The organism is Anaerococcus cruorum, assembly GCF_046365495.1.
In the GTDB taxonomy this organism is placed as follows: Bacteria; Bacillota; Clostridia; order Tissierellales; family Peptoniphilaceae; genus Anaerococcus; species Anaerococcus cruorum.
The window spans coordinates 47,092-61,338 of sequence record NZ_JBGMEH010000006.1 but is presented as its reverse complement, the minus strand read 5'-3'; the positions used below and the strand labels follow the sequence as shown (position 1 = coordinate 61,338).

Annotated in this window: 10 protein-coding genes and 1 tRNA gene; 1 reads left to right on the top strand and 10 read right to left on the bottom strand. The window is 34.8% G+C overall.

Going from position 1 to position 14,247, the window contains the following annotated elements:
- Positions 1 to 59 precede the first annotated feature (59 nt).
- Positions 60 to 135: transfer RNA gene (locus ACCQ40_RS04960), tRNA-Thr, on the top strand.
- A gap of 227 nt (positions 136 to 362) precedes the next feature.
- Here the strand turns inward: ACCQ40_RS04960 and ACCQ40_RS04955 are convergent.
- The 10 genes from ACCQ40_RS04955 to ACCQ40_RS04910 form a co-directional block, all read right to left on the bottom strand.
- The gene (locus ACCQ40_RS04955; RefSeq protein ID WP_410032870.1) at positions 363 to 662 is read right to left on the bottom strand and encodes a hypothetical protein; all 300 of its coding nucleotides are present in this window, start codon (positions 660 to 662) and stop codon (positions 363 to 365) included.
- A gap of 167 nt (positions 663 to 829) precedes the next feature.
- Positions 830 to 1,222 carry a hypothetical protein gene (locus ACCQ40_RS04950; RefSeq protein WP_410032869.1) on the bottom strand — a complete coding sequence of 131 codons (393 nt, stop codon included), beginning with the start codon at positions 1,220 to 1,222 and terminating at the stop codon, positions 830 to 832.
- A 10-nt stretch (positions 1,223 to 1,232) separates the two neighbouring features.
- Entirely contained in the window at positions 1,233 to 1,964 is a 732-nt protein-coding gene (locus ACCQ40_RS04945; protein WP_410032868.1) for a peptidoglycan amidohydrolase family protein, read from the bottom strand.
- 63 nt (positions 1,965 to 2,027) lie between these two features.
- Positions 2,028 to 2,462, bottom strand: a complete 435-nt coding sequence (locus ACCQ40_RS04940) for a hypothetical protein (protein ID WP_410032867.1) — start codon at positions 2,460 to 2,462, stop codon at positions 2,028 to 2,030.
- A 44-nt stretch (positions 2,463 to 2,506) separates the two neighbouring features.
- The gene (locus tag ACCQ40_RS04935) at positions 2,507 to 4,648 is read right to left on the bottom strand and encodes a hypothetical protein (RefSeq protein WP_410032866.1); all 2,142 of its coding nucleotides are present in this window, start codon (positions 4,646 to 4,648) and stop codon (positions 2,507 to 2,509) included.
- A 61-nt stretch (positions 4,649 to 4,709) separates the two neighbouring features.
- Positions 4,710 to 4,883 (bottom strand): hypothetical protein, encoded by a 174-nt coding sequence (locus ACCQ40_RS04930; protein ID WP_410032865.1) that lies wholly within the window; start codon positions 4,881 to 4,883, stop codon positions 4,710 to 4,712.
- Positions 4,873 to 5,001 carry a hypothetical protein gene (locus ACCQ40_RS04925; RefSeq protein ID WP_410032864.1) on the bottom strand — a complete coding sequence of 43 codons (129 nt, stop codon included), beginning with the start codon at positions 4,999 to 5,001 and terminating at the stop codon, positions 4,873 to 4,875. The genes ACCQ40_RS04930 and ACCQ40_RS04925 overlap by 11 nt, the downstream gene beginning before the upstream one ends.
- Before the next feature lie 58 nt (positions 5,002 to 5,059).
- Positions 5,060 to 7,360 (bottom strand): phage tail protein, encoded by a 2,301-nt coding sequence (locus ACCQ40_RS04920; protein WP_410032862.1) that lies wholly within the window; start codon positions 7,358 to 7,360, stop codon positions 5,060 to 5,062.
- The gene (locus ACCQ40_RS04915) at positions 7,354 to 8,019 is read right to left on the bottom strand and encodes a hypothetical protein (RefSeq protein WP_410032861.1); all 666 of its coding nucleotides are present in this window, start codon (positions 8,017 to 8,019) and stop codon (positions 7,354 to 7,356) included. Before ACCQ40_RS04915 ends, ACCQ40_RS04920 begins: the two co-directional genes overlap by 7 nt.
- Positions 8,016 to 14,048 carry a phage tail tape measure protein gene (locus ACCQ40_RS04910; RefSeq protein WP_410033148.1) on the bottom strand — a complete coding sequence of 2,011 codons (6,033 nt, stop codon included), beginning with the start codon at positions 14,046 to 14,048 and terminating at the stop codon, positions 8,016 to 8,018. The genes ACCQ40_RS04915 and ACCQ40_RS04910 overlap by 4 nt, the downstream gene beginning before the upstream one ends.
- Between the last annotated feature and the right edge of the window lie 199 nt (positions 14,049 to 14,247).

The window sequence follows — 14,247 nt, the reverse complement described above, 5'->3', positions numbered from 1 at the left end:
AGCTTTTAATTATTTCAATTGTCTATTCAGAAATTATAAGTATAGTTTATTTATACTTCGCTTCAATAGCTCAATTGGCAGAGCAACGGTATCGTAAACCGTAGGTTGCAGGTTCAACTCCTGTTTGAAGCTCCACTAATATTTATAATACCTGCATCGATGTTTTGTTTATGCCATTTAATTTTATAAAATTTTATGTTAGTTCAAAACGTTGGTAACTTGGTTGGTAACACAATTTAATTTGTTGGTAACACTAATTGGTCACACGTTGGTTACACTGTATAAAGAATGTATAAACATATAAAGAGAGGGCTTTGTCGCCCTCTTATTTTTTATATTAATTTTTATTATACCCAAAGACATTATTTGATTTCATCGGTTAATAAATATCCTTTGTATTTAAAATTGTAATTGTTTTTAAAAAATAAAATTTGATTTTGTAATTCAAATGTATAATCTAAAGCTTCATCAACTGATAAATTATTTTCATTATCAAGTATTTTAAGTTCTACACCTAAATATTCTTTTTCTTCTCCAGATACTTCAATTACTTTATTTTTTGCATTTACCTGAATTAAATCTAAATCATTTACTTCTAAAAATTCTTTGGTATATCTTCTAAATTCATCTATTGCTAATTTACTATTTATTGTTTTATCCATTATGACTTACCCCTTTTGTATTTATATTATGTCAGTGTTATAGCATCATTAATATATAAAGACAAGCCTTTATTATTTAGTAACTAAAAAAAGACTACCCCGTAGGGTAGCCTCGTATTTAGAGTTAAACAAATACACAAAATATTAGTTTCGTATTGTCCTTATTATTATACTTCTTTATCTAGTTTTTGTTTACGTACTTCAGCCTCGATTGCGGTTTCTATGCGGTCATCTAGGTCATTAAATGTTTTATTTAGGATTTCAAAACTTTTATTATCTAAATCTTTTTTTATCCTATCTTTAGCCATTTGCAAAACCCTCGCCTGAGCCTCTTTATCAAAATTAAGTTCAGAGCTATTTTTTAGAGGGTCTACTATCGTTTGATTGATGCTAGCAACTACTGCTTCTACTACATCCACAAATTGCCCTAAGGCGTATTGTAGCCTTTCATCTTCTATTAATGATATACGCAATCTAGCTTCTTTTATTCCTGATTTTAAAAGATATAGTAAGGCACATCCTAATCCTACTAGTAATAATATAAATATACTGTCTTTCATTTAAACCTCCTTAAAAAGTTATCCACGATCTGGTATTTCCAGATGTTCTTCTATAAGCAACATAACGTCTTTGTCCACTATATGATACATAAGATAACCAGCGATAACCGTCAGCCTCATACACACTATCGTAATTTATCCTTGCTCCCATTGGATAGGTAGCAACTATTGGTGCATTTAAACTAGCTTCACTTCTAACGTGGCAAGCAGCTTGTGTAATCCCGTGCCAATTTTCGTTTTTAATCCATTTTTTGCCTGTTACTGATTTCCTTGGTTTGCTAGTATTCGGTCTTTTTGTATTAGGGTATCTAGGTCTAAAATATCTTTCATTTCTACTTCTGCGACGGTCTAGAAAATATCCTATATAACTGCCATTGTTGTTATAGCTAATACCGTTATTACTGTAATTAGAATGGATAATTCCGTCTTTTTTGTAAAACATTCCGGTATGTCCAGCAGCCCCCGCCGATGTACCCTCGCCTCCACGAATGAAGATGTCTCCCGCTTGTACTTCTTTATAGCTATAAATTTCATCTAGGTATTTACCATTCAATTTAAATAATGTTTCTGTATTACCTATTGGTGTATTTTTAGGCAATACCCCGCCTGCAATTAGCGCGTAATACATAGCAGAAGAGCAGTCAAATCCAGGATTGCCATTTCTTTTTACCATGCTATAAGGATAATTTCCTTTATGTCTATGGTGGTCATCTAACCATTTTAAAGCTTCTTTTACTCCCATTTTTATTAATCCTTTCTAAAAAAAAGCATAAAAATAGACTATCTAAAAATAGTCGTTATGCTCTTAATATTTATTTGCTAGTTTTATCAATTCTTGTTTTACTTCATCAAGACCCGCTTTTGTTGCAAGTTCTTGCGATTGTTTGTATAAATCATCAACTTTTGCATTGATCACTTTCAATTGCGAGTCTATTTCCTTAAAATTGTCTGCCGACTGTTGACTATGATGATTTAGGATTTCCTCATGCTTATTTAATCTGCACGAATTTTCATAAATAACCTCAATCATTTTGTCATTTAATCCGTCCAGCTTTTCTACCCTTTCTTTTTGCCAAAGTCTATAATGTTGCATCTCTTCGCGGCGGGCTCTTGTATCCTCATTATCTTGTTTCCATTTAGCTATAAAAGCTATTATAAAAAGTATTAAAAAGATTGCTACAATAGTCCTGTCCGTACCCTGAGTGCTCAAAACATCGGTTATATCTTTTACATTATCCACGGTAGGACTCACGTTATATCACCCCTCTTTTTTTATCAAATTTTTTAAATACTCGTATGTGGAGCATCTACTATTTTTATCCAATCGCTGAACCCGTTATGATTTCCAGATTTTCTGTAAATACTACCATCTGGCATATGCTCTAGAATTATATCAAATTGTGTTTCCCAACTAATTATTCTTAATAATCCATAATCAATAGGTTGACCTTGAATGACATTTGGTGTTAAGAAATAATATCCGCTTGGTATTTTTTGCCAATCTGCAACGCTATCAGTTAAAACTTTCTTACCAGTTGCTTGATATACAATTGTATTAAACCTTGTAATATCAAAAGTTGTATTTAATTGTTTTCTTTGTGCATTCGTCAATTTATCAAAAGAAACTGTTCCATCTGCACCTTTCTGACCCCAAGGAATGGTTAAAGATTTTCCGTCACTGAAATTTACTGTGGTTTCTCTACTATCTTCATCATTTTTTATTTCTTTTATAGTTATTGAATCACCTTTATCACCTTTTAACTTTATCCTACTCTTATGTGCCAGATACCCTTTCTCCGAATCAACCATAGTTACTGGTCCAAACTCTCCACTAGAATTTACAAAGTAGTCTATATGAGGTCTAATTACTGAATAATCAGATATAGGATTGGAATAAATCAATGAACCATTTTCACCATCCCCACCTTGTTCACCAGGGTCACCTTTCTCCCCTTGTCTAATTACAAGCTTAGTCCCGTCATCAAAAAGCACATAAGAGTTGCCGTTAGATACAGTCTTAGCTTCAACTATCTTAATAGGGTCACCCTTTTCACCTTTTAATTCTGTTTTTTGTTCTGGGGTTAAATCTTCAAATGTAAATGATTTTCCCTCTTTTCCTTTAAGCTTTTCTAATTGTTCAGGCGTGAAATCATTATAAGTAAAAGAGTCTCCTTTTTCTCCCTTAAGCTCTGCTTTCTGCTCTTTTGTAAGGTCATCGTATGTTAGGGCTTTACCTCTTGGGATTGTAACTTCTGTATCATTGCTAAATTTAATAACTATATTACCTACTTCATCTTCGCTCGTTTCTGTTATAGTGATTGATGCGCCTTGCTCCCCTTTTAGGGCTTCTAACTGCTCTTGAGTAAAGTCATCATAGGTAAAAGGCTCGCCTTTCGGTCCTCTCATTTGTTCCTTTTGCTCTTCGCTAAGGTCTTCAAATTCAAATGGGTCGCCTTTATCCCCTTTTAGGGTCGCTCTTTGTTCTTCTGTTAAGTCCTCAAAGCTCATTGTTCCGTCTTTACCTTTTAACTCGAATTTTTGTTCCTCGGTTAAGTCCTCATATTTTAAAGGTTCGCCCCTATCTCCTTTATTGCCTTTTGGGATAGTGATTTGTTTATCATCTGTAAAAGTAACTAAGATATTACCCACTTCATCTTCGGTCGTTTCTTTTACCTCGATAGAGTCGCCTCTATCTCCTTTTAATTTTTCTAACTGTTCTTCTGTAAAATCTTCATAAGTAAAGGCATCACCTTTTTCGCCCTTAAGTTTTTGTAATTGATCGGCGGTAAAATCATCATAGGTAAAAGCATCGCCTTTTTCCCCTTTAAGGTCTTTCAGTTGTTCCTCTGTAAAGTCCTCATAGGTAAAAGCGTCCCCTTTATCTCCTTGTTTACCTCGCAATTCTTCTTTTTGTTCTTGGGATAAATCTTCATATCTTAAAGGGTCGCCCTTATCCCCTTTATCTCCTGGGTCTCCTTTATCTCCTTTTAATTGGCTATAATCTAATTCTTTAGCAATATTTGCAGTTGCATTTTGTGCCTCTTCTTTGATTATTTCCCTAGTTTCTTTTCGTATTGCATAAGCCTCGATAACTCCCATATACTTTGCAAAGCCTTTATTAACTCTTATAACAATATTTTCATCACTTGGGAATACATATCCGCCTACTGTAATTTCAAGTATATAATCCCTATCTACTAAGTTACCAGGCAAAGTAAATTCAACTGTTACATCTTTTACTGTCGCTTGGGTTTGCCAATATAATTTGCTATCTAGGGTGTATAAAACAATTTCAGCCGTTTGCCCATCTAAGTTTATATCTTGACCATTAGCATTTTTAAGGATAAAAGCAAAGGCTGATGAACTATCTGATTGCTTTACTTGCCTACCACCTTGAACTTGTTGTAGTCTAGTTGTATTTCTCATATATAATCCTTTCTATATTTAATTTTAAGTATAAAAATAGAGTGTTATAAAACACTCTTTCTTAATCTTGGGCTTTAATTTTTAATGTTGCATTTTCACTAAAATATTGTCTTACTTTATATACGGCTTGGTCTAGCTCTAGCATTGTTAGTTCATCTTCGGCTGCTGCTTGTATAATCTTATCAGCTACCGCATTAATCTTTTCTTGGTCTAGTTGTCTTTCTCTATTTTCCATTCTCTTGCTCCTCTTCTTTGTTTGGGTTTTTAAATTCTTCTAACTCTTTATTAAGTCTAGTTAATTCTTCTTCTAGCTCTTCATTTCTTGCTGATAATACAAAGTTGTCATAGGTCATCTGACTTAATAACTTCGAATATTTTAATATGATTTTCTCGTTAATTGTATACTCCTTTCTAAGCCCAGAATGTAGTTTTTGATGAAAAATCTATGATAAAACTTTTTGAAAAGAAATCACTTTTAAATTGCAATTGTTGTCCAGTGCTAGTTGCGGTTAAGGTTATAAATTCCCCAAATTGAGTTTTGCCTTTTAGAATAGTTTCTCCGTAATTAGTCATCTTTTTATCGATAGATATACCAGCAGTTAATACACTCATAGCTTGTAACTCATTTAGGGCTAATCCACCATATATTTCATTGGCTACTGATCCATTTATTATTTGTGAGTAATATCTTTCGTAATTTCCACCCATATTAATACCCGTATGAAGTCCGTAAGGTCCTCCAATATACACAGCTCTACCGTAATCTTCCATACTTACCCTACCAATGTATTCTCCGCCTTGATTATAGAAATTAATCTGACTACCTGATAGCTCTATCCTTTTCCCGTAAGATGAAGTTTTAAAAGTGCCTACTACATCTACATCACCAGTCATATTGATATTTTTAGCATCTATTTTAACGTAGCTAGGTAACTGTTGAATTATAGAGTATACATCATTCTTGCCTACTTTTACTGATACTTCGCCTGCGGTTTGTAAAGCCTGTGAATAGGCACTATCTGCGGTGCTTTTAGCTCTTGAAGCATCCGATTTGGCAGTATCCACATCATTTTTTATTGTCCTAACCTCGGATTGGATAGCTGTTGAAGTTTGGGTACGGGTGGAATAATTTTCTTCTACATATTTCTTTACACCCTCTTCTGATTTGCCTATTTCTTGGCGTATATTACCCATTTTATCTTCAATTAGGGCATCAGTCTGATTACGGGTTGAATAGTTAGAGTGGATATAATTTTTTATATCGTCGCCGGATTGGTCTATCTCGTGCCTTAAAGCAGTTATTTCTGAATTAACTTCGCCATTAGCTATATCAAAGGCTTGTTTGTATGCTAACACATCTCCTTGCATACTTGATAAGCTAGCATCAAAGCTATCTAATACTTTTTTTATAAAATCTTCAATCTCTTGAAAGTTAGCTTGTATATTAGCATCGTTAGTTTCTTGCTGATTGATTAGCTCGATTTTAATACCATCTAGGCTTTTGTCAATTTCTAATTGTTTATCTACTATCGGCTGAGTCTGTCCCGTAACTGGGTCTACATAGGTGGTGGTCTCGGATATTTTTTCATAAATTCTACGGTCTGTCATTTCCCTTTCTGCTTTATAGGTTTTAAAAGCTTCTTCGCTTTCACGCCTTTGGGTTTCTACATAACCACGAATTGCATCTTCTGTTGTTTCAAACCTTACTCGAGTCTTTTCCCACATCTCAGAAGTTAGCTCTATTATTCTATTGTTTAGTGATTTTTCATCATCTACTAAGTCAAGCGGTTTGTTATTTAAAACTATTTCAGTCTTTAAAGGGTCATTATCATATCTTTTTAATTTTATAATCCTATATAGATCTATGCTTTTATTATCTTTGTCTAGGTGGTGTACATAGTCCCCTAACTCAAATTTGAGATTTGCTACTCCAATAGCTCGGGATAAGTCCTGCACCTTAAGTTCTATACTTGTAAAGGGTTTAGAAAGTATATCAAGTTTTGCCTGCGCTGCATCTTTTAAGTTTTGGATATTAGTGTATCTTTCATCTTTCCAGTAGTAGGTTATAGTTTTAGGGCTATACGACTTATTTTCTAGGTATTCTTTGCCCTCATTGACTTGATTAATCATCAGCCCGTTCATTCCCTCGGGAATTATACGGGTAGCAAATTCAAAGCTTTCGGTCTTTATTACCTTATCTTTTAGGTTTAATTCTTCTGAAAAATACGCTCCGTTATCCTCGGCTATCTGAAAGCCTACAATAAGCTTTTTCTTTCGGTTGTCATATCTAATTTCTACACCGTATTTGTCTTTTAATTCTTCTACTACCTGACTACTCATTTTATGGTCGGCTGTAATAGTTCTCTTTTGCGTTATATCATCAAGGATTACTATTTGCCAATCATTGGGTTTAATACCCTCTAAAACATCGTTTATGGGCTTGTATGGGAAGTTTAGGCTATCATTAAATATATACCAATCGGATATATCTTGCTTGCATTCAATTAGGTAGTCATTATAGTAAGGCTCTATATTTTTAATTACATAATCTTGATTATCTAGCTTGATTATATACTCATTTTTAAAGGCTGATTTGAATTTGCTAGGGATTGAAAAGCTAAGAATATCTAGTTTATTTATTTCTTGCTCCAGCAATAAGTCTTTATAAGCATCAAACGGCGTTATATTTCCTTTTAAATCTTGTATTAGCATATTACACGCCCCTCAAATTCTATAAAGCATCTAAAACTACCCGTACCATATAGCCTTATTTCTGCCTTATCCTCGATATATGGAAAAGCATAAAGTTTTACATTATTTACTCCTCGGCTATCTGATATACCCTTTTCAGCATCGATTACTAATTCGTCGTTTAGTTCCTTTATATCTATTGTTGACTCAAAGCCTGTTATTTTTATATTAGATCCATTGCCTTTTAACACAATTCTAACTGGCGTTTTTAAATCTCCGTTATTAAATATTTCTTTAACTTCATTTCTTTTTACTTCATAGGTTTGAGTATATAAGAAAGCGGTAGCGCTACCCTTATAGGTTACCACCTGATAAAAGTAGCGTGTATCTATACCCGCCTCTAAAAATCTGCCCTTATAAAATACTTCATCATCAAAGGATATAGTCGCCATTTCTAAGATTTTACTTACCTTTGCACGATTTTCTCTGATTTGGCACTTATCCCCTTTAAATTCTATCTGAAACTCTATTTGGCTAGGTCTTGCCTTAAGCCCGCTATAAAATACATTGCCCGTATCACTTATAAAGTCATCACGGATTAGCTCGGTATTATATATATTAGGATACGCTAAAACGTGTGCATCATATTCTTCAAGTATTGTCTGTAATTTTTGCATCATTCTTGCCTGCGCCTCCTCTCTTTGCTAATCTCTTGACTAACCATTGGCGTTACTGCTCTACCTACTTCTCTGCCGTCAATTTCTACTACGGTTGTTAGGTCTCCGTTTTTTATAAATACTTCATTATTTATTTTACCGCCTGAATAACCTAAAATTTCAAACTCGCTTTGGGACTCATTACTTAAGTTTGACATATCTTTTAGTACTGCTTGCTCTGTTGCACTCTTTGCCTTATTAAAAAGTGTGTCATAATTAAGCTGTTTTTCAACCTTTTGTATCCTTTGTAATTCTTTGATTATCTCTACATTACGGCTATTAAGTTTTTCTAACTTTTGTATCTGCTCATTTGTTATACTTCGATTGTTTTCATCAATTTTGCCTAATTTTTCAAGTATATCAAGGTTATCATCGGATAATAACTTCATTTTGCGTAAAGTATCATCTGACATTGGTACTTTACTTTTAAATTCGGTCGGAGCCTGATTTTCTTTTAATTCTTTATTAAGTTTAAAAGGAGCATCATCGACTAAGTCAATAACTTCATCTTGACCACTTTTTAGGTCCATTAAAGCTTTTTCTGCTTTTGGTATCTTTATAGGGTTATCGTCTACCCTATCTTCTGTACCCTCTTTTATATCTTTAAGTTTATCGACTATCTCTACATTGCGTTTATTAAGGCTTTCTAATTTATCAAGCTGAGCATCTGTAATTGGTCTCTTGCTCTCTTCTACTTTTCTAAGTTTATCTACGATTTCTACATTACGCTTTGATAAATCATTAATCTTTTTAAGTTGTTCATCAGAGAGGTTTCTACTGCTTGATTGGGAATTATCTAAGCTTTTATTAAATACATCATCTAAACTGCTAGTATCATATTCGATTACTGATAAATTATCTTTATCGTTTTGTTTATCTTTTATTTCTTTTAATTTATCTGCAATTTCAATATTGCGTTTATTAAGCTTTTCTAGATTATCAAGTTGTGCATTAGATAAAGGGCGTTTATCTTCTTCGATTTTTCTTAATTTATCAATAACATCTAAATTACTTTTAGATAAATCGTTTAACCTTTTTAATTGGTCGTAAGATAAGTTATTATCTTTTGATTGAGAATTATCTTTAAAAACATCATCTAGATTACTAGAGTCGTACTCTATTACTGGCGGATTATCTTTTTTATTTTGTTTGGCGTTAATATCTTTAAGCTTATCCGCTATCTCTACATTACGTTTGTTAAGGCTTTCTAATTTATCTAATTGCTCATTAGATAAAGGTCGTTTACTTTCTTCAACCTTTCTAAGTTTATCGATGATTTCAAGGTTACGCTTTGATAAATAATTTACCTTTTTGATTTGTTCATCTGATATTCTTTGATTGCCTGATTTTATATCATCTAAACCAATTTTTAGTGCATCATCTAAATTGCTAGAGTCATAATTGATTACTGGCAATTCATCTTTTTTGCTTTGCTTTGCGTTTAAATCTTTTAATTTATCAACTATTTCAATATTCTTCTTATTAAGTTTTTCTAGATTGTTAAGCTGAGCATCTGACAGAGGTCTTTTGCTTTCTTCAACTTTTTTAAGCTTGTCGATAATTTCCAAATTACGTTTGGATAAGTCATTTATTTTTTTAAGTTGTTCAGCTGATAGATTTTTGCCTTTTTCTTGTAATTCATTTGCAATGCTTTTAGGGTCGTTAGATATGCTAGTACTTCCACCCTCTGCCCCAATTTTTTCCATAGCTCTATCATAATTTTTGATTAAGTCATTAACTTGTCTTGATAGCTCTTGGATAACCTTTGTTACAGTCTTTGCTACTACATTTGCACTTTTTACAAGTTCTTTTGTAATTACATTAATAGTTTTTTGACTTAAATTGCCTATAAGGTTTACGGCGTGATTGCCTATATAGTCATTGGCATTAGTTAGGTTATTGCCGACACTATTTGTAGTCTTTTTAGATAATTCTTCAATAGTTTGGCTTGTATATCCTGCGACTTGGTCGGCTGATAGAGTTATTTCATTCGTTAGGGTCTCGGTTGTTTCATCTGTTAGAGTGCCTATATCTTCTAAGGCTTTGCCTGTAATTGATTGACTAGCACCTATTAATCCATTACCTATTTGTTGTCCTGTGTAAATACTTGCATCGGATATTGATCTAGCAAATTCATCACTTACATATTTAGCAGTATTACTAATTCTTTTGCCAGTAGTTTTTGTGTTGCTAGCTAAATTTACATCGACTTCTGTAGATGCTACACCTCTGACATTATCCATCATCTTAACGGCTGCATTTTCCGCCTTGCCTGACATTCTACGGATACCCTCTGCCATACCTAATGGGAGCATTTCCCCTATTTCATCACGCCATACTCTTGACGGAGAATGGATTGAGGCTGCTCTTTTTGCAGCGGCTACCGCTCTATTCATTACGCTGATAGCTGAATTTATTACGCCACTAGCACCTGAATTGATACCAACGCGTAAACCTGCCATTAAGTTATATCCTGCGCTTTGGAATTGTCCTCTGTAACTATTTACAGATGATACCATTCGGCTACCCATATTTCTTATAGCACTAACTGAGCTATTAGCACCTGATTTTATGGAATTGGTAAACTGATTCATCATTTGTTTACCGCTTGATGTAACCTGATTTGATGTATTTTTTATGGTGCTTGTGATTTGACTAGACATTTGTTTAAAGTCTTGATTAACTTTATTAGTACCAGTCTTAACCGCTTGCGCCATTTTATTCATCATATCCGTTGAGGATTGTTGGGCTTGGCTACCCATTTTCTTAACTTCACTATTAACCTTGCTACTCATTTGTGATACTGCTTGCGTAACTTGGCTACTGCCTTTACTTACTGAGCTAGAAATCTTGCTCATCATTTGGCTAGCAGTTTGTGAAGATTGATTAGAGGTTTTATTTAGACTATTATTAATCTGACTGCCCATATTATTAATGGAATTAATAACATTACCTTTTTGTTGTCCTAAGCCTTGGGCATAGGCTGACATTGCCTTATCCCCTGCACCTCTAAATTGGCTTGATTGATTACTTAATCCAGTATAAGCAGAATCTCCCAAGCCTTTACTTGCGCTTTGTACTCCTGCTTTAGATGATGTGATACCAGTAGCAAATTCATTACCTATTTTTTGCCCTTGGGCTTGGGCTTGGGTTTCTTGTGTAAATGCTTGCTCTGCTGATTGCATTACACTTTGCGCTTGGGTTTGTACGGTTTCTTTAGACTCACCTATACCAGTCGCGTATTTTTCACCAGTTCTTCTACCCTCTCTTTGGGTTGGGTCGCCTAAGAAAAAGTCTAGTAAGCTGAAAGGTTTAGCAAAGGCATTATCATACGCTCCACTTACTGCACCCTCTGATGAATTTACACCGTTTACATATGAGTCTATATTTGATTTTCCCGCTTGGCTCATTAGCTCGCTCGCATCGGTTTTAGATACGCCAGCCTGAACTAAGGTATCCATCGCACTTTCTACATCAAATTGTCCTTGGCTAGTTCCGTCTGCATAACCTTGGGCATTTAATAAACCCATTTGATGTAATTTTTCTATAGCATCGGCTTTACTTACTCCAGCTTGTACTAAACTGTCATAGATAGCAATTATATTAGCTTTTCCTGCCTCTGAGCCTTGACCAAAGGCATTAACATTTAATTGCCCTTTTTGATACATTTGATCTATAACTTCAAGCTCTGTAAAGCCTGCCATAATCATACGATTAAATGTATTGGCTAATTCTTGTCCGCCTGCATCAGCGCCTTGTACAAAGCTATCAGAATTGCCCTTTCCTAGCTCGTACATTTCTTCTATTGCTTGTAAAGGCTCTTTACCCTCGTTGATTATTTGTTGTAGCTTTTCTCGATAGGTTATTCCGCCCTCTTCTGTACCACCTACAAAAGAGTCAATATTTATTCCTGCAATTTCAAAAAATTGCTCGGCCGCGTCCATTTCGGTTAAACCCTCGGACATTAAAGCCCCATAGGCTTCTCTTACACTGCCTGTAGACTCAAAAATACCTTGGGCATACTCTTGTATGGATAATGACCCCTCTTGCCTTAAAATAGCCTTTGCATCGGTTTCACTAATTCCCATTTGAATTAATTGTCTATATGCCTCAGCTACCGAGGATTGACCGTACTTAATTCCCTCGATAACCCCCTCAATCATTGATTGGCCAGTTTCTTGGGTAACGGTCGTATCAATACTTTCGTTTACCTCATTAGGCAATTGGCTAGTTTCTTCAGTTACTTCCGTTTTTTTGCCATTCCACCCATCTTTAATCCCTTGGATTAGATTTCCACCTATATCCTTTAGGCCATTAAATCCTGATGATAAAGCATTTCCAATCATATTTGGTATTTGGGCGACATCAAGATTTATAAATGCATCTACACCATTTTTAAATCCCTCACCAATTTTACCAATTAGATTTAATCCGACATCTAGTAGCTTTCCTGCCCCATCTACAATTGCTTTAGCAACTTTTCCGACTATTTCTCCAGCACTATGTGCTAATTTTGGCACATCTATATTAAATCCTTTAATTATTGCACCAATTAAAAGACCGCCTACTATTACTAGACCCGCAGGATTTGAAAGGACAGTTGTTAACAAGGGAATTATTTTGCCAGCAATAGCGGTTAAATGTCCAAATCCATTTGAAAATCCAGTACTAATTTTAGATACTAGACCAGCCCCCGATTGTACTAGGCTAGATCCGCCGACTTTACTAATTGTATTACCAATTATATCAACTAAGCCTTTCGCAGGGGCAAGTAATTTATCCTTACCCTCAAGAATTGCTATTCCTAAATAATCTACAGTATCTTTTCCCGCTTTTAATATTGGAGATGTTGCTTTTGATATGCCATTAGAAAATTTTCCAATTAAATTTGTACCTATTGATTGTAATTTATTACCGCCCGACATAAAGGCCTTATTTAAATGGCCTAATACACCCTTAGCGGGAGCGTCCATTAAAGACCCGTTAGTTGTAAATCCTTTTGCGATTGACCCTAACATGCCCTTAGCTATATCCGCCCCTTGGAAAAGTAGCATTGCAGTTGCAAATGCTTTTAATATAGCAGGTACAGCCTCGGCCACTATTTGCGGATTTTCTTTCAATCCTTGGGCAATACCTTTTATAATATCCACCCCTATTTTTACCATTTGTGGCAAAGCCTTTAAAAATCCGTCAGATAATTTACCTATTACCTCTAACGCTCTAGGCGCAATAGTTGAAGCATTATCCGCTAATCCTTGGCCAATTTTAAGGATTAACTCTCCGCCGACTTCTAGCAATCGACCACCTACCTCAAGTATTGCATTAACTAAACTTGTAATAATTGTAACGGCAGAATTTGCTAATTTATCTTGATTATTATCTAATCCATTGATAAATGATAAAAGTATATTTTTGCCAGCATCAATCATTATTGGCGCTTTACTAGCGATAGCTACCGCGCCGTCAGCAATCATTCCGCCCATTACCTCAGGTAATGATGTCAAATCATCTTGGACGGTTTTATTTAAAATATCTAATTGACCAGTAACGCTTTGCACTACTGATCTCATTGGCTTATCAAAATTTTCATATAACGATATTCCTAATCCCTCTAGGGCGGACATCATTATAGTAAAATCTCCTTTAAGGTTATCATTCATAACCTTAGCCATAGCCTCGGCCGAGCCTTTACTGTTATCAATAGCATTTGCTAGCTTATCAAAATCTTCATCACTAGCATTTATTACCGCCAGCATTCCTGACATTGCGTTTTTGCCAAATAAAGCGGTAGCTGCTTGCGCTTGTTGTTCCTCAGTTAAATCCGCAAACGCAGCCCTAAGGTCTATCATTACATCTCTAAAAGGTAACATATTGCCCTGACTATCGGTAACGCTTACTCCGAGTTTTTCCATATAGTCGGCAACTTCGCCCGTAGGTTTTGCTAATCTAGTCAATGCACCTCTAAGAGATGTACCTGCTTGTGCATATGTTATCGTAAAAGTTCTTTATCTCTTACTTCTTATAGTTTCCTATAAGTTCAGACTATATCTTCACCGTTAACTTAATATTACGGCGCCTTCCGCTCGTGGATATTTCTGCATATAAAAAACACGACTTTCATCGTGTTGTTTACTTAGCTTACTTTATCTAGTCGTTACACTTTCCTAATATTTCTATATAGGCTTAGCTCGG